Origin of the sequence: Bradyrhizobium sp. CSS354 (genome assembly GCF_029051725.1) — a bacterium.
GTDB lineage: Bacteria > Pseudomonadota > Alphaproteobacteria > Rhizobiales > Xanthobacteraceae > Bradyrhizobium.
On record NZ_JAACFU010000007.1, the window covers coordinates 25547 to 41188 of the forward strand.

14 protein-coding genes are annotated in these 15642 nt (G+C 63.0%); 7 read left to right on the forward strand and 7 right to left on the reverse strand.

Going from position 1 to position 15642, the window contains the following annotated elements; translation table 11 throughout:
• Positions 1-94 precede the first annotated feature (94 nt).
• Complete coding sequence (locus tag GWG67_RS18450; RefSeq protein WP_275170756.1) at positions 95-1054, reverse strand: Bug family tripartite tricarboxylate transporter substrate binding protein; 960 nt, start codon at positions 1052-1054, stop codon at positions 95-97.
• A gap of 126 nt (positions 1055-1180) precedes the next feature.
• Here GWG67_RS18450 and GWG67_RS18455 point away from each other — a divergent pair, with 126 nt between their 5' ends.
• Entirely contained in the window at positions 1181-2134 is a 954-nt protein-coding gene (locus GWG67_RS18455; RefSeq protein WP_275170757.1) for a LysR family transcriptional regulator, read from the forward strand.
• Here GWG67_RS18455 and GWG67_RS18460 read toward each other — a convergent pair.
• The 4 genes from GWG67_RS18460 to GWG67_RS18475 form a co-directional block, all read right to left on the reverse strand.
• Positions 2097-2648 (reverse strand): hypothetical protein, encoded by a 552-nt coding sequence (locus GWG67_RS18460; protein WP_275170759.1) that lies wholly within the window; start codon positions 2646-2648, stop codon positions 2097-2099. The genes GWG67_RS18455 and GWG67_RS18460 overlap by 38 nt on opposite strands.
• Before the next feature lie 65 nt (positions 2649-2713).
• Positions 2714-3526, reverse strand: coding sequence for an MBL fold metallo-hydrolase (locus GWG67_RS18465; RefSeq protein WP_275170761.1), 813 nt, complete (start codon positions 3524-3526; stop codon positions 2714-2716).
• Positions 3527-3635: 109 nt separating this feature from the next.
• Positions 3636-5162 carry a permease gene (locus tag GWG67_RS18470; RefSeq protein ID WP_275170763.1) on the reverse strand — a complete coding sequence of 509 codons (1527 nt, stop codon included), beginning with the start codon at positions 5160-5162 and terminating at the stop codon, positions 3636-3638.
• Positions 5159-5908 (reverse strand): ABC transporter ATP-binding protein, encoded by a 750-nt coding sequence (locus GWG67_RS18475; protein ID WP_275170765.1) that lies wholly within the window; start codon positions 5906-5908, stop codon positions 5159-5161. The genes GWG67_RS18470 and GWG67_RS18475 overlap by 4 nt, the downstream gene beginning before the upstream one ends.
• Positions 5909-6171: 263 nt before the next feature.
• On the opposite strand from GWG67_RS18475, the gene GWG67_RS18480 reads away from it, so the two are divergent.
• From GWG67_RS18480 to GWG67_RS18505, 6 genes are all read left to right on the forward strand, one after another.
• On the forward strand, positions 6172-7047 hold the full coding sequence (locus tag GWG67_RS18480) for a branched-chain amino acid ABC transporter permease (protein ID WP_007605146.1): 876 nt from the start codon (positions 6172-6174) through the stop codon (positions 7045-7047).
• A 4-nt stretch (positions 7048-7051) separates the two neighbouring features.
• Positions 7052-8203: a branched-chain amino acid ABC transporter permease gene (locus GWG67_RS18485; RefSeq protein ID WP_275170767.1), complete on the forward strand. Its 1152-nt coding sequence runs from the start codon at positions 7052-7054 to the stop codon at positions 8201-8203.
• On the forward strand, positions 8200-8958 hold the full coding sequence (locus GWG67_RS18490; protein ID WP_275170769.1) for an ABC transporter ATP-binding protein: 759 nt from the start codon (positions 8200-8202) through the stop codon (positions 8956-8958). The genes GWG67_RS18485 and GWG67_RS18490 overlap by 4 nt, the downstream gene beginning before the upstream one ends.
• A 4-nt stretch (positions 8959-8962) precedes the next feature.
• Positions 8963-9751, forward strand: a complete 789-nt coding sequence (locus GWG67_RS18495; RefSeq protein ID WP_275171082.1) for an ABC transporter ATP-binding protein — start codon at positions 8963-8965, stop codon at positions 9749-9751.
• A gap of 131 nt (positions 9752-9882) precedes the next feature.
• Positions 9883-11721: a long-chain fatty acid--CoA ligase gene (locus GWG67_RS18500; RefSeq protein WP_275170771.1), complete on the forward strand. Its 1839-nt coding sequence runs from the start codon at positions 9883-9885 to the stop codon at positions 11719-11721.
• 79 nt (positions 11722-11800) lie between these two features.
• A complete protein-coding gene (locus GWG67_RS18505; RefSeq protein ID WP_275170773.1) occupies positions 11801-13000 on the forward strand; it encodes an ABC transporter substrate-binding protein in 1200 nt (399 codons plus the stop codon).
• A 106-nt stretch (positions 13001-13106) separates the two neighbouring features.
• Here GWG67_RS18505 and GWG67_RS18510 read toward each other — a convergent pair whose 3' ends face one another.
• Together GWG67_RS18510 and GWG67_RS18515 are read right to left on the reverse strand one after the other, a co-directional pair.
• Positions 13107-14231, reverse strand: a complete 1125-nt coding sequence (locus tag GWG67_RS18510; protein ID WP_275170775.1) for a hypothetical protein — start codon at positions 14229-14231, stop codon at positions 13107-13109.
• Positions 14232-14409: 178 nt separating this feature from the next.
• Positions 14410-15141 (reverse strand): transglutaminase-like cysteine peptidase, encoded by a 732-nt coding sequence (locus GWG67_RS18515; RefSeq protein WP_275170777.1) that lies wholly within the window; start codon positions 15139-15141, stop codon positions 14410-14412.
• Positions 15142-15642 lie beyond the last annotated feature (501 nt).

The window sequence follows — 15642 nt, forward strand, 5'->3', positions numbered from 1 at the left end:
GGCTTTGGTGCAAGGAGCTTAGCACCGGTTGTCACACGCAGCAGCGCGTTCCGTGCAACGCGCTTCCCGAAGCCACGCGCGCGGCTTGGAACTTCTACTCCGGCTTGAAACCCGAGGCCCTGATCACGGGGCTCCACAAGTCGGAGTCGGATTTTTGGATCCGCGAGAATTCCTGAGCCGAAGTGCCGGTGGGCTGGATCCCAAGAGGCGTTAGCCCCTTGCTAAACTCTGGAGAACGTACAGCTTCGACCACCGCTCCATTCAGCCGTGCGATGACCTCAGGGGGCGTCCTTGAAGGTGCATAGATGCCGTACCAGCCCTCCCCTCGGATGCTATATCCGCTTTCCGAAAACGTAGGCACGTCGGGCAGGGCCGTCGAACGTGCGCGGCCGGACGTAGCGAGAACAGTGATGCGCCCGGCCTTGTGAGCCTCGACGAGATCTTGCGTCGAAGTGAAGAACATCGGCAAGTGACCTCCAATCAAATCGGTGATCGCTTGCGGATTGCCCTTGTAGACGACGTGACGAAGATCGAGGCCGGTGTGGCCTGCAAACAGCAGGGCAAAGAAGTGCGGCAATGATCCTGCGGCCGGAGTTCCGTAGGCGGCTTGATCAGGATGCCCCCTCAACCACTGAACCAGCTCCTTGAGACTTTTGGCAGGCACGTTCGCGCCAATCGCTATGGCGAGATCATAAGTCGCGACCTGGGAGACAGGCTCGAAATCCCGCTCGGGATCGTAAGCGAGCTGGTCATAAACGTGAGGGAAAATGGCCATTGGTGCAATCGGCGTGAACAGCAGGACGCTACCGTCGGCAGGAGCATTTTTGACCAATTGCACGCCGAGGCGCCCCGCCGCGCCCGGCTTGTTCTCAACGATCACCGGCCGATTGAGCCGTGTGCGCATGGACTCGGCGATCATCCTTGCGGCTGCGTCGCCCACGCCTCCGGCCGGATACGGCAAGACAATCTTGATTGTGGACTCACCGTTTTGCGCGTTGGCATTGGGCAGGATCAGGCTGAGAGCTGCTGCCAATGCAATTTGGACTACACGCATGGAGTGCCACCGGTTGATGGAGATGCTGGCTTGGTGCCTTGCCCCATAGACCGTCCGCCAGAATGGTGCATAAATGAACTCTGGTTCTCCTTATGACGCAATAAAATCTATTGATGGGGGTCTTGCGTGGACCGGCCCACCGACAAGCGGATCAAGCTGCGGGACCTTCACGTGTTTCAGGCGGCTGCCGAGACCGGCAGCATGGCCAAGGCGGCCGCGCATCTGGCGATAACCCAGCCTGCGGTTTCGTACGCGATTTCGGAACTCGAGCATGTTGTCGGCGTGCCGCTGCTGGATCGGTCTTCGCAAGGTGTGACGCCGACGGTCTACGGCCGGGCGCTGCTCGAGCGCAGCGCCGTCGTGTTCAACGAGCTGCGGCACGGCATAAGCGAGATCGCATCACTCGCAGATCCCGAAGTGGGTGAGTTGCGGATCGGCACGACGCCGCCGATGTCGGCAGTTGCATCCGCCGTGTTTAACCGGCTCGTGCAGCGCTATCCTCGCATGAGATTCGAGCTGACGGTCGGCCCGACCGACGTTCTGCTACGCCAACTGCGCCAGCGCGATGTAGAGATCGTCATCAGCCGGCTCGCATCGATGGTCGGCAACGACGATCTCAGGGTTGAAACGCTGTTCCACGACGAGCTGGTTGTCCTCTGCAGCAAACGCAGCAAATGGGCTCGGCGGCGCAACGTTGCCTTGGCCGATCTCATCCACGAACCGTGGGTGTTTCCGCCCCCGGCGGGCTTTCTCACCGGAATCATGCGCAGTGCCTTCGAGGAGCAGGGCCTGGAGTTTCCGCGAGCGACTGTGACGACGGCGTGCACCTATTCACTGAGCGTCCTCGTCGGCAACGGCAATTTTCTCGGCATTCATCCCGGCGCGATGTTGACGACACCGAACGAGCACCCGCAATTGACCGCCGTTGATGTCCGGCTGCCGACCACGCGCGGCGCAATCGGCCTGATCGCTCTGAAGGATCGGTCGCTCAGTCCGGTGGCCCAACTGTTCGCACAGTCGGTTGCGCCTGTTGTGCAGAGCATCAAGCCCAATCGAGTATCGCGGTCCGTTCGCAAGTAGTCCGCCGTTTCGCTCTCACGTCCACCACCAGCCGCCAATCGGCTGCCGTGGCCGGCTTGACCTCGCCGAGCCAGTGGAAGAAATCCTCGGTGATCTCCGTAAAACTCCAGCGCGTCAGGTCGCCGGCTTCGGTCGTGCCTTCCTGCACGATGTCGGCATCGCGTGGACGGCCGATCTGCTGGCGGAATATGCAGCGGCCGGGATCGAACCAGGAAATCCGCCATGCATCGATGGTCGGATCGTAGACCCGCAGCGTCGTGCCGTACCAATTGCCGGCGATCGGCAAGGCTGGGCTGCCGGCCGGGCGCGGAATGATCCAGACGTCCTGCACGGCGCGGCCCTCCAGCACCCAGCCGAAATGGATTTCGCCGGGCGCGGTGTGTTTCGTTCCATCGGGTTCATGGGCGGTGATCTCGGCATCCCAATCGCCGACGAAGCGGCCATAAAGCTGGAGCGCCGCCGCGTGCTCGGGGTTCGGTCCGTCCGCGTGCAATAATCTCGCAAGGTCGGTCATGTCGATCTCCTATGCTCAGGAGATCAGCACGACCGGGCGGCAGCCGACTTGGAGAAAATTGCGCGTCACACCCCGTCGAGGATGATCACGGTCGGCTTCGAAGGCAACGCATCCCGGGACATCCGGAAACTTCGCTCCATGCGCTGGTCGATCTCGAACTGCTGGCCAATGAGGCGCATGAACTCGTCGAGCGGGGTGGCGAAGCGGTGCATCGGCAGCACGACCGAGGCGCGCAGCCGCTTGGTGATCTCGGAGACGCCGTCGAGCGACATGGTGTAGGTGCCGTCGATCGGCACCATCACGATGTCGAGCCGCCCGATCTGGGCAAAGTGGCTGTCGTCGAGCTTGTGGTGAAGATGGCCGAGATGGCCGATGCAGAGACCCGCGACCTCGAAGATGAAGATAGAGTTGCCGTCACGGATCATGTCGGAGCCGGAATCGTCGCCGACATAGCGGCGGATGTCGGTGGTGACGTTTCGGATGAAGGTGTCGCCGATGCGCTCCGACACGATGGCCGGCTTGCCGTCCTCGCCCCAGCCATGCAGCACACGAGGAATGCGCTTGTCGGGATATAAAGAGTAATGCGTGCTATGGGCCCGGTTCATGGTGACGACATCGGGCAGACGTCCCACCTGGTAGGCCCCGCTATAGTCGGTGGCGATGCGCAGGCCGCCGGGCGTGTCGATGAAATAGGTCGAATGGCCCGCATAGGTAATCTGGACTTCAGCCGGGGCTGCGGCCTGCCGGAACGCCACCGGCGTCACGCGGGGTGCCGCATTCGCCATCGCTAGGCATTCGCTGCGCTGGGGCTGCTGGGCGAGGGCAGGTGAGAGGAATGCGCCGAACAGCGCCAGAACCGCCGAAACCAGTCGCCGCATGTATCCATCCCCGATGAATTTCAGGGGAAAGTCTAGCGTGCAATGCAGCGCGTGGCCAACAGCGCGCGATCAACAGCGCGCCAGTGTCGCACCCTCACGCCGCCCATTCTTACTCCCGCCGCGGGCTGAACTTCCAGGTGATGGCGACGAGGCTCGCGGTGATCAGGCCGCTGACGAGACCGACGATGGGGAGCGTGAGCACCAGCGCGGCGCTGGCAGCCCAGCCGATCGAGGAGAACGCCTCCGCGACGGTCGCAAGTCGCGACGAAGTCTGGCGGCGGCGGAATTGGCTGCGCCGGGCCTGGACCCGGAACCAGAGCTGGATGGCGGTGGCGGAGGCCGCGCTGACGATGACCGCACCTGCGCTGACCGCGGCCTGGAACGGCGAGGCGAACGCGAGCGCCGCGATCAGCGGGCAGAAGATGACGGCGATCGCGATCAGCACCACCTCGATCTTGGCGCGGATGACGCTGGACGGCGTCAGCGGCGCGGTTGCAACCAGGTCGGGCGCGTCCTCGCCCGAGATCGTCAGCCAGGCAAGCCCGCCGGCGAGTTGACCCGCCGCCATGACGATGACCGGCGTGATCAGCGTCAGCGCCGCGGAGCTGTCGGCAAAGTTGCGCCAGAGCAGCAGCGCCGGCGGCACCAGATAGAGCAGCTGCATCAGCGTCTGCGAGATCAGCCAGGGATCGCGCCAGAGCAGCGAAAATTCCTTGCGCCGCAGGGCATGCTGCCGCGATCCGCCGCGGAACGGGCGCTCCTTCGCGCTGCGACGGCCGGACGTGCCATAGGCGGCGGCATCGATCGCCGTATCTGCAAAGCGGCCCGAGAAGATCGCCATGACGCTTCCGAGCAGCACGAGCCCGAGCGCCAGGAGCAGCATCAGTGCTTCGGCGTCCCCCATCGCCGCCCGCGCCGGCCACCACCAGATGCTCTCGGCATCGGGCGCATAAGTGGCCAAGCTACCCGAGGTCAGGATGGTGAAGCGCGACAGCGTCCCATAGGACATGATCGCCGCGACCTGGAGCGCGATCACGAAGCCGGCGCCGATGATCGCAGCGAGGATCTGTGCGACGAACCGTGTCCGCGCCGGACCGATCAGGCGAAACAGCAGGATCGTGACGGCGATCGCGATCGCTGCGGCCGACAGGCCCATGGCGACGACGACGCCGAACGCTGCAAGCCAGCGCGCGCCGCCTCCGAACACCAGCACGTCGATGAAGGGCGTCGAAAACAGCAGCGCCATCACCGTGACGGTGAGCGCGATCGCGGCGATGCGCACCGAGAACAGATTGGCCAGCGTCGCAGGTGAGGACATGATGAGGTCGAGATCGGCGCGTGCGTAAAACACCCGCGTCACCGATTCGATCGCCTGTGACAGCATCAGCGTCCAGGCGAGAAAAATCGTCGCCGAGATCACGATCAGCGAGGATTTGTCGAGCGGCAATTGCAGGTCGGCGAAGCGGCCGATCACCGCCCAGGCCGGCACGTGCAGCAGCGCCGCGAAGCACAGCAGGCCGATTACCGCGGCACGCGTTCGTTTGCGCCGCCCGCCGGTCATCATGGCGAGCCATTCGCGCCAGGCGAGCCGGAGCTCGTGGCGGGCGAACCAGGACAGCGCAGTGGCCGAGCTCATGCGGCTTCCTGCAGCGTCACCAGCGCGATGAACAGATCTTCCAGGCTGGTATCGGCGTGCCCGTTTTGCTGGCGCAGCTCGGTCAGCGTGCCTTCGGCAACCAGGCGGCCGGCTGCGATCACGCCGATGCGGTCGGCCATGCGTTCGGCGACCTCGAGGATATGCGTGGTCATGATGACGGTGCAGCCGGCGCGGACGCGCTCGCTCAGGAGTCCCTTGACATGGCGGGCGGAGACGGCGTCCAGTCCCGTCAACGGCTCGTCGAGGATGATGAGGCGGGGATCGTGCACCAGTGCGCCGGCGAGCGCGACCTTCTGGCGCATGCCCTTGGAAAAACCCTCGCAGCGTTCGTGCCGGTGCGGCTCGAGCCCGAGCGAGTTCAGGAGCTCGGCGGCGACCGGTTCCGAGCCCGATGGTGCGATGCCCCACAGACCGGCCACGAATTCGAGATATTCGAGCGGCGTGAGCTTGTCGTAGATCATGGGCTCGTCGGAGACCCACGCCATCACCTGCTTGGCGGCGACGGGGTTTTCGAGCGCATCAATGCCGAAGATGGAGACGGCGCCGGCATCGGGCCGCAAAAGGCCTGCAACCATGCGCAAAGTGGTGGTCTTGCCGGCGCCGTTGGGGCCGACCAGCGCATAGAATTCACCGGCATGGATGGTGAGATCGAGGTTATCCACCGCCAGACGGTCAAAACGCTTCGTTAACCCCATGACTTCGAGCGCCGAGTCATCCCGCTTCATCACGGCCACACCTTGCGGTTTTGCATCGCTCGCGACCATGCCCCGAAGATGTTTCGGCACCGTGAATCGCGCTACCGCAAATTCCGTCATCCGGATTGGACTAATGGCAAGTCACCGTTTGTTGACAGCGCTGGGCGGTTCAGGCTGAATTGGCGAAGGGACGAATGGCGCGAACGCAGCGAAACGACTGCGTAGCGACTGAACACAAGATGCGGCAAGGCGGTCTGGAAGAACCGCCGGTTGTATCGGGAGGATGCGCGACGATGCTGGATTTCGTTCAGCAGCTGGTCAGCGGTGTTGCGCTCGGCTGCGTCTACGGCCTGATCGCGCTCGGCTTCGTACTCGTCTACAAGGCCACCGAGGTCGTCAATTTCGCCCAGGGCGATTTGATGATGCTGGGCGGCTTCTTTGCCTTCACCTTCATCGGCATGATGGGGCTGAACTACTGGGTCGGCTTTGCCGGCGCGGTGGCGGCGATGGCGCTGTTCGGCATGCTGGCCGAGCGCGTGGTGGTGCGGCCGATCCTCGGCTATCCGCAATTCTCCATCATCATGGCCACCATCGGGCTCGGCTATTTCCTGCGCTCGGTCTCCGGCATGATCTGGGGCACCGACGATTTCAAGATCGATACGCCGTTCAGCCAGGGCGTGCTGCGGATCGGTTCGCTGGTGCTCGCCCATGACAAGCTCTCGGTGATTGCGGCGACGGTCATCCTCTGCGCGCTGCTCTGGCTGTTCTTCAACAAGACCACGCTCGGCACCGCGATGCGCGCCAGTTCCGAGAACATGCTGGCGGCCTATTACATGGGCATCCCGGTCAAGCGCGTGGTCTCGATCGTCTGGGCGATCAGCGCGGCGGTTGCGACCTGCGCCGGCGTGCTGCTGGCGCCGATCACCTTCATCCATTCCAATGTCGGTCTGGTGCTCGGCCTGAAGGCGTTCCCGGCCGCCGTGCTCGGCGGCTTCGGCTCGATCCCCGGTGCTGTCGTTGGCGGCGTCCTGATCGGCGTCATCGAGAGCATGGCCGGCTTCTATCTGGCCGAGGGCTGGAAGGACGTCGCGCCCTACATCGTGCTGCTCGCCGTGCTCTTGCTCAAGCCCGAAGGCCTGTTCGGCCTTCACGTCCGCAAGAAGGTCTGAACGCATGCGCTTCCTGTTCAAGACCGACTACGAGGACGACATCCGGCTGTTTCCGCATTCGGGCTATTACGTCTCATACGGTCTTCTGCTGGCCGTGCTGCTGATCGCGCCCTATGTGCTCTCCAGCTATCTGATGAGCCAGCTCGTCTTCGTCTGCATCTACGCGACCGTCGGCGTGGCGCTGCTGATCTTGACGGGTTTCACCGGGCAGGCCTCGCTCGGGCATGCGGCGTTTCTCGCGATCGGTGCGTATACGGCGGCCTATTTGCAGAAATATGGTGTGCCGTTCCCGGTCTACTTTCTCGCCGCCGGGCTCCTGACCGGGCTGATCGGTGCGCTGGTCGGCTTCCCCGCGCTGCGGCTGCAAGGCATTTATCTCGTCATCGCCACCATCTCCTTCGCCTTCATCGTCGAGGAGATTCTGGCGCGCTGGGAGAGCGTCACCAACGGCAACGAGGGCATGCGCGTCAAGGCGGTGTCGCTGTTTGGGGTTGCAGTCTCACGCGACAGCCCCACTTTCTATTTCCTCTGCCTCGCAGTGCTGGTGCTGACCATCGTCGGTACGCTCAACCTGTTGCGTTCGCCGACCGGGCGCGCCTTCGTCGCGATCCGCGACAGCGAGACCGCGGCGCGCAGCATGGGCGTCAATGTCGCGCTGTACAAGGTGAAGTCCTTTGCGATCTCCGCGGCGATCACCGGCTTCGCCGGCGTGTTGTTCGCGCACAAGCTCTCCTTCATCTCGCCGGAGATGTTCACGCTGCAGCTCTCGATCGAGTTCATCATCGTGATCCTGATCGGCGGCACCTTCAGCCTGCACGGCGCGGTGCTGGGGGCGATCTTCATCGTGATGATCGATCCGTTCCTGACCTACCTCAAGGACGATATGCCCGGCATCATCGCCGGCATTGCAGCGACCTTCGGAGCGGGCACGCAAGCCGCCGCCAATGTCCAGTCCAAGGTCGCGGCATTTGCCTCGCTCAACGGCCTGAAAGGCGCGATCTACGGTATCATCATCGTATTGTTCGTGCTGTTCGAGCCGCTCGGGCTTTACGGCCGCTGGCTCAAGATCAAACTCTTCTTCCAGCTGTTCCCGCTCTACAAGCGCGCTACCTTCAAGCGGCAGAAGATCTACGTGAAGTCGGAGCGCAACCGATGAGCTATTTTCGCGCCGAGAGTTTGTCGCTGCATTTCGGCGGGTTGAAGGCCGTCGATGCGGTGTCGTTCGCGGTCGAGAAGGGCGAGATCCTCTCGATCATCGGGCCCAACGGCGCCGGCAAGAGCTCGATTTTCAACCTGATTTCGCGGATCTATCGACCGACCTCGGGTCGCATCTTTTTCGAGGATCAGGACATCACGGAACAGCCGCCCCACGACATCGCAAGGCTCGGCATCGCCCGCACGTTCCAGAACATCGAGCTGTTCGAGAATGCAACGGTGTTGTCGAACCTGTTGGTCGGCCGCCACCGGCATTCGACCACGCAGCTCTGGCAGGAGCTGTTGTTCCTGCCGGGCGTACGCGCCGACGAGAAGGTGCATCGCCGCAGGGTCGAGCAGGTCATCGAATTCCTCGATCTCGAGCCCTACCGCGACAAGCTGATCTCGGGGCTGCCTTACGGCGTGCGCAAGGTGATCGAGCTGGCGCGCGCACTATGCTCGGAGCCGAAGCTGATCCTGCTCGACGAACCGTCCTCCGGCCTCAACGTGGAGGAGACCGACGACATGTCCTTCTGGATCCGCGACCTGAAGAGCGAACTCGGCGTCACCGTGCTCATGGTCGAGCACGACATGGCGCTGGTCAACCGCGTCTCCGACCGCGTCATTGCCCTGAACTACGGCCGGGTGCTGGCCATGGGCTCGCCCGCCGAAGTGCAAGAGCATCCCGATGTTGTCGCCGCCTATCTGGGAGCCTGACGCAATGGATGCCGTGGCGACACCAGACATCATCCTGAAACTCTCCAACATCGAGAGCTATTACGGGCCGATCATGGCGATCCGCGGCATCTCGCTCGAAGTGCCGCGCGGCCGCATCGTCACGCTGCTGGGCGCCAACGGCGCCGGCAAGACCACGGTGCTGAAGACGATCTCGGGCATTCTCGATCCGCAGAAGGGCGCCATCGAGTTCATGGGCAAGTCGATCCAGCGCATGGAGGCGGACAGGATCGTGCGGCTGGGCCTCAGCCATGTGCCGGAGGGACGCGAGGTGTTCCCGTTCCTCTCCGTGCGCGAGAACCTGATGATGGGGGCCTATCCGCGCAACGATCGTAACGGCGTCGCGGAAGATCTGGAGCGCGTCTACGGCTATTTCCCGCGGCTGAAGGAGCGCATCAACCAGCCGGCCGGACAGCTCTCCGGCGGCGAGCAGCAGATGCTCGCGATCGGCCGCGCGCTGATGAACCGCCCGACGCTGTTGCTGCTCGATGAGCCCTCGCTCGGGCTGTCGCCGATCCTGGTGAAGGAGATCTTCGCCATCATTCGCCGCGTCAACGAGGAGCAGGGCATGTCGATCCTGCTGGTCGAGCAGAACGCCAAGGTGGCGCTGGAGACGGCGCACTATGGCTATGTGCTGGAGATCGGCCGGATCGTGATGAACGACAGCTGCGACCGCTTGATGCATTCGAAGGACATCCAGGAATTCTACCTTGGCGCCAAGGAAGCGGGCGCACGAGGCGAGCGGCGCTGGAAAAAGAAGAAGACTTGGCGTTAGGAGACTTGGCGTTAGGAGACTTGGCGTTAAGATTTGGCGTCAGAGGAAGCCTTAATACCAGAGTCCATCCGCCAATATAGACCGCCGGCAAGGCAGGCAGCGGAGGGGAACGCGACAAGGAGGAGACGTGCATGGCCCGACCGGCGGTGCTGACGGTCGCTGACACGATCGCGAAAAGCTTTTTGCGCGCCGCGGAGACGCGGGGCGACAGGCCGGCTATACGCGAGAAGAAATTCGGGATCTGGCAGCCGACCAGCTGGCGCGAATGGCTGGAGATCTCGAAGGAGGTCGCCTACGCGCTGCACGCCATCGACTTCTGGCCCGGCGACGTCGCTTCCATCATCGCCAACGCCGTGCCGGAATGGGTCCATGTCGACATGGGCATTCTGTGCGCCGGCGGTGTCTCTTCCGGCATCTATCCGACCGATGCCTCATCCCAGGTCGAATATCTCGTCAACGATTCCCGGACGAAAGTGATCTTCGCCGAGGACGAGGAGCAACTCGACAAGATCCTGGCCTGCCGCGCGCGCTGTCCGTCTCTGCGAAAGGTCATCGTGTTCGACATGGAGGGCCTCAGCGGCTTCTCCGACGACATGGTGATGTCGCTCGACGAGTTCCGTGCGCTCGGGCGCAACCACATGCTCGGCCGCGAGGCGCTGTGGCAGGAGATGGTCGACAGTCGCGGCGCGAGCGATCTCGCTGTCCTCGTCTATACATCCGGCACCACGGGCCCGCCCAAGGGCGCCATGCACGCCAATCGCAGCGTCACGCACCAGATGCGGCACGCCAACGATTTCATTCCGGCGCGCGAGGATGAGGACCGGCTGATCTTCCTGCCGCTCTGCCACGTCGCCGAACGGATCGGCGGCTATTACATCTCGGTCGCGCTCGGCTCGGTGATGAACTTTGCCGAGAGTCCGGAGACCGTGCCGGACAATCTGCGCGAGGTGCAGCCGACCATCTTCCTCGCGGTGCCGCGCATCTGGGAAAAATTCTATTCCGCCATCACCATCGCGCTGAAGGACGCGACGCCGCTGCAGCGATGGGTCTACCGGCGCGCCATCGATATCGGCTATCGCATGGTCGATTGCAGGATCGAAGGGAAACCGCCGCCGCTGTCATTGCGTATAGCGAACGGCATCGCTTATCGGCTCGCATTCCGCAACATTCGGCGCATGATCGGGCTCGACCGTTGCAGCATCGCCTTCACCGGCGCGGCGCCGATCGCACCGGAGCTGATCCGCTGGTTTCTCGCGCTCGGCATCGACATCCACGAGGTGTACGGGCAGACCGAGAATTGCGGGGTCGCCACCATGATGCCAGCGGAGCGGATCAAGCTCGGCTCGGTCGGCAAGGCGGTGTCGTGGGGTGAAGTGGCGCTGTCGCCCGACGGGGAGATCCTGATCAGGGGCGACTTCCTGTTCATGGGCTATCTGAACCAGCCGGAGAGGACAGCTGAGACCATCGATAATCGCGGCTGGCTGCATACCGGCGACGTCGGCACCATCGACAATCAGGGCTTCGTCCGCATCACCGACCGGATGAAGGACATCATCATCACCTCCGGCGGCAAGAACGTCACGCCGTCCGAGATCGAAAACCAGCTGAAATTCTCGCCCTACATCTCGGATTCAGTGGTGATCGGCGACAAGCGGCCATACCTCACCTGCCTCGTGATGATCGACCAGGAGAATGTCGAGAAATTCGCGCAGGACCACGACATTCCCTTCACCAATTATGCCAGCCTGTGCCGCGCGACGGAGATCCAGGACCTGATCTGGCGCGAGATCGAAGCGGTGAATGCCAATTTCGCCCGCGTCGAGACCATCAAGAGATTCTATCTGATCGAACGCCAGCTCACTCCGGAGGACGAGGAGCTGACGCCGACCATGAAGCTGAAGCGCGGCTTCGTGAACAAGCGCTATGCCGCCGAGATCGACGCGATGTATCCGACGCGGGCAGTGGCTTGAACAATCTTGTTTGAATAACAGCGAAGGAGTGATGGCCCCACCCTTCGCATCATAGGGGCCCCAAGGAGAGGAGACGTCAATGTCGAGATCGTTGAGAACGTTCGGCTTTGCGGCAGGCGCGGTGGTGCTCACCTGTTTGCCGGCCGCGGCGCAGACCAAGGTCACCAATGAGGGCATCTCGGCCTCCGAGATCGTCATCGGCACCCATCAGGATCTGTCGGGGCCGATCAAGGGCTGGGGCGTGCCAGTCTCGAACGGCATGAAGATGGCGGTCGAGGAGATCAACGCCGCCGGCGGCGTCCAGGGGCGAAAGATTCGGCTTGTCGTCGAGGACAGCGGCTACGATCCGAAGAAGGCCGTGCTCGCATCGCAGAAGCTGATCGAGCGCGACAAGATTTTCGCGATGGTGGGGGCAATGGGCTCGCCGACTGTCCTGGCGGCGCAGGATATCCTGCTCGACGCCGGCGTGCTTCAGCTCTTCCCGCTGACGGCGGCGGAGTTCACGTTCAAGTTCGATCCCGCCAAGCCGCAGGAGCGGCTGAAGTTCAACAATCTGCTGCCCTATGTCGAGAGCACGCGGGCGGCGCTGAAATACATGATGGAGTGGAAGAATTTCCAGAAGCCCTGCATCATGCACCAGGACGACGAGTACGGAAAGAATGTGCTCGACGGCTTCAATCAGCAACTGGCGGTCATGAAGGTGCAGCCGACCTCGATCACGAGCTACAAGCGCGGCGCGTCCGATTTCAGTGCCCAGATCGCGAAGATGAAGTCCGACGGCTGCGATCTCGTCGTGCTCGGCGCGGTCCTTCGCGAGCCCATCGGCGCCATGACCGAAGCCAGGAAGCTCGGCTGGGACGTCACCTTCCTCGGCGCCACGCCGACCAACGTGATGGAGGTGCCCATGCTCGGCAAGGAAGCCGTGGAAGGCCTCTATGCCGCCGCTCTGTTCGAGATTCCTTACGAGGACACCGCCAAAGGAAAGGTCAAGGACTGGCTCGCCACCTACAAGAAGATGTTCGGCACGGACGCCAACACTCAGGCCATCATCGGCTACAACGCGGTCATGACCTTCGCCTTCTATGCGCAGAAGGCGGGAAATGATCTGACCGGTCAGAAGATGCTCGACGCGCTGGAATCCGGAGACAAGTTCGTCGACATCTTCAACTCGCCTCCGACGAAGTTCTCCAAGACCGACCACCTCGCCAGCACCATCACCCAGGTGCAGCAGGTCAAGGGCGGCCGCTGGGTTCTGGTGAAGGACAATCTGATGTTTTGATCCGAGTGAGGGGGTTCTCCGCGTCTAACTATCACCGGATTCGCTGAGGCAGCCCCTCACCCCAACCCTCTCCCCATAAGAACGGGGAGAGGGAGAGGACACAGCCCTACGATCCCCCGCCCGCGGTGCCTGAATTCACCGGAGCCAGTTCATCTTCCCGGCAGCGCCAGCCATCGGCGGCTTTCACAAACGCAAATGTGCGCTGGATCCTGAGGCGGCGTGTGACGTTGAAGGCGTCTGCGGAGCGCTCCTTGTTGCCGACGCCAGGCTGCGGACGACCCGTTCTGGCGTCCCAGCAGGTGCCCGTGCACGTCGTGGCGACCTTGCTGCAGGTGGCGAAGGGCGCCAGAACGGCCATCTCGATTTCGCCCGTGACTTGCGCCTCCTGCTCGCCCACCTGGCTGTCGAGCGCGTAGACGCGGTTGATGCGGAGGAAGTTGCCGCAGGAATTGGCCGCGTGGATTCGCGCGGCGCAGAAATCGACGGCATCGGTGTCGGGCGCGCGGGCTGTGACCTGCCGGCCAAACACCTTCTTCGGATCGCCTTTCGCCGCGCCAATCTCGTCGGCCTTGTGCTTCAGATAACCGGCGAGACAGTCCTCCGCGGACTCGAGCTCCCCGAGCGGCACGTTCTCCTTGCCGACCAGATTGCATTTGCGATCGCGCTCCCGCGTCCATCGGCCATATTCGGCGTAGGCAAAGCGCGCCGCGGTCGGATCGAGCTTGCCGATCAGGCCGAGGACCTGGCTGTTCAACTCAGTCTCGGCCAGCGCCAGCGACGGGTCTGCACAGATCAGCGCACCCGCGGCGGTGTTGGCGGCGAGACAGTCGAAATCCGGATCGCGTACGATCGCTGCGCGCTCATCGGTCACCTTGAGAAGACATGCCTTCACCCGGGCGAAATCTTCGGCGCGGATCGCGGTCTGGCCGACGATGCCGCAACCGAGGTTGCGCTGGCGGATCCAGATCGCGTTCTCCTCGATCCCAGGCAGGCGATCGGGCAGCCGGGCAAGCCGCGCCTCGATTCCCGTGCTCAGCTTCTCGGCGGCGGCGGCAAGCTCGGCATCACCGCAGAACAATTGATTGCCGGGATCGCGGATCTGCTGGCAGTTGTTCCTAGCGAACAGCGGCAGCCTGTCGGCGACGGAGCGGTCGGACGGGCCGGATTGCGCGAAGCCTGGAGCCGCCGGCAAGGCCAGCAGCGCAAGCACAGTCAGCACGATGAACCGCATTCCAGTCGCCCCCGCATAGCCGCGGCCATGCTAGCGTCCCGGATCGCACTGTGGAATGGCTTTGTGGGTAAGCGTACTTTGTGCTGGTAGCCTGGATGGAGCGCAGCGCAACCCGGGATTCGTGCGACAGGCGGCAGCGGCCCGGATTTCGCTTCGCTCCATCCGGGCTACAAGAAAATCAATGCGCGTCGACGGCGATCATCGAGAACCGTACGGGTTCGTCGACATATTTCATCACGGCCGACCGGTAGAGCACGAACAGCGGCTGGTAGCTCCGTGCAGCGTCGTCCTCGACCATTGCCATGCGGCGGTTGTCGAGCATCAGCCAGTGACCGTCGAGCCGTGCGGCGACAACCGCATGCTCTTCGCCGGCCCTGACGTCGCGCACCACGACGATGCGGAGATCTTCGGTGGCGACGCCCGCGAGCTTAAGGGCGGCGAGCTTGGCAATGGCATAGTCCTCACAATCCCCGGCGCCGCGCGCAAAAGTCGCGAGCGGCGAGCTCCAGACGTCCTCAGAACCGTCATCGGCGGCACGAATGGCGAGGTTGATGGCGCGATTGGTTTCGCCCAGCAGAGCGCGGCCGTCACGGCTGCGGGCCTGGTCGACGATGGCGAGCAGTTTCAGCGCAGCGGGCGAGGCGCAATTGTCCCGGTCGCCGTCGCACAGCGCGAGTTGCACCATGTCATCGTCGAGCCTGGACCTCAGCGCGAGCCATTTCTGTTGCAGGCTACCGGCGGAGATGGCGAAGGCGAACACGCCGAACGGCTCGGCGGATTTGCGCACGAGGACGCTGGCCCCCGGCGACAGCAGCGTGCCAGCGCGAAGCTCGGCGGCCGATCCGAGCAGGATCAATCCGCACAGCACAAGGATTGCGCGCCAAGCGCGCGAACGAGCAGCGGTCTCCATCTGACATCCCCCTCCAGCTTCGCCAGGTCCCCCTCGACCTGTACGTGCCGGGCTTTGTTGCTTTCGGGGAGATAGTGCGAGGCAGGCGGTTTTGTTCTGCTTAACGCGCCCGGCTGGGATCCCAAAACCGGGCAACAGGCTGAAACGGGTCTGCTCAAATTGCGTAAAATTTTACGATTCGCCGGCTAACAGGGCGGCGGTTGCCGCGAAGAGCGACCAATTGCAGGCACAAGTTGTCCTGGAACTGATTCTGCGCCTTATGGCTAACGGCTCGCTATTTCACGAGTTCTGTTAGTTGGATCACAGATTTGGCTCGGTATTTGCCGCAAGGTGGTGCGGGGTACCACGAACAAAAGATGACAAAAGTATCTATTGTAGGATTCTACAATGGAGTACACGGGGTGACTTGAAATGAGCGGAAATAAGCGCTGCTTTACTTATGAATATTTCAAAAATTACTTTGCCTTCTCTGCGGATGCCCCGCCGCGCGGGAGCATCGAC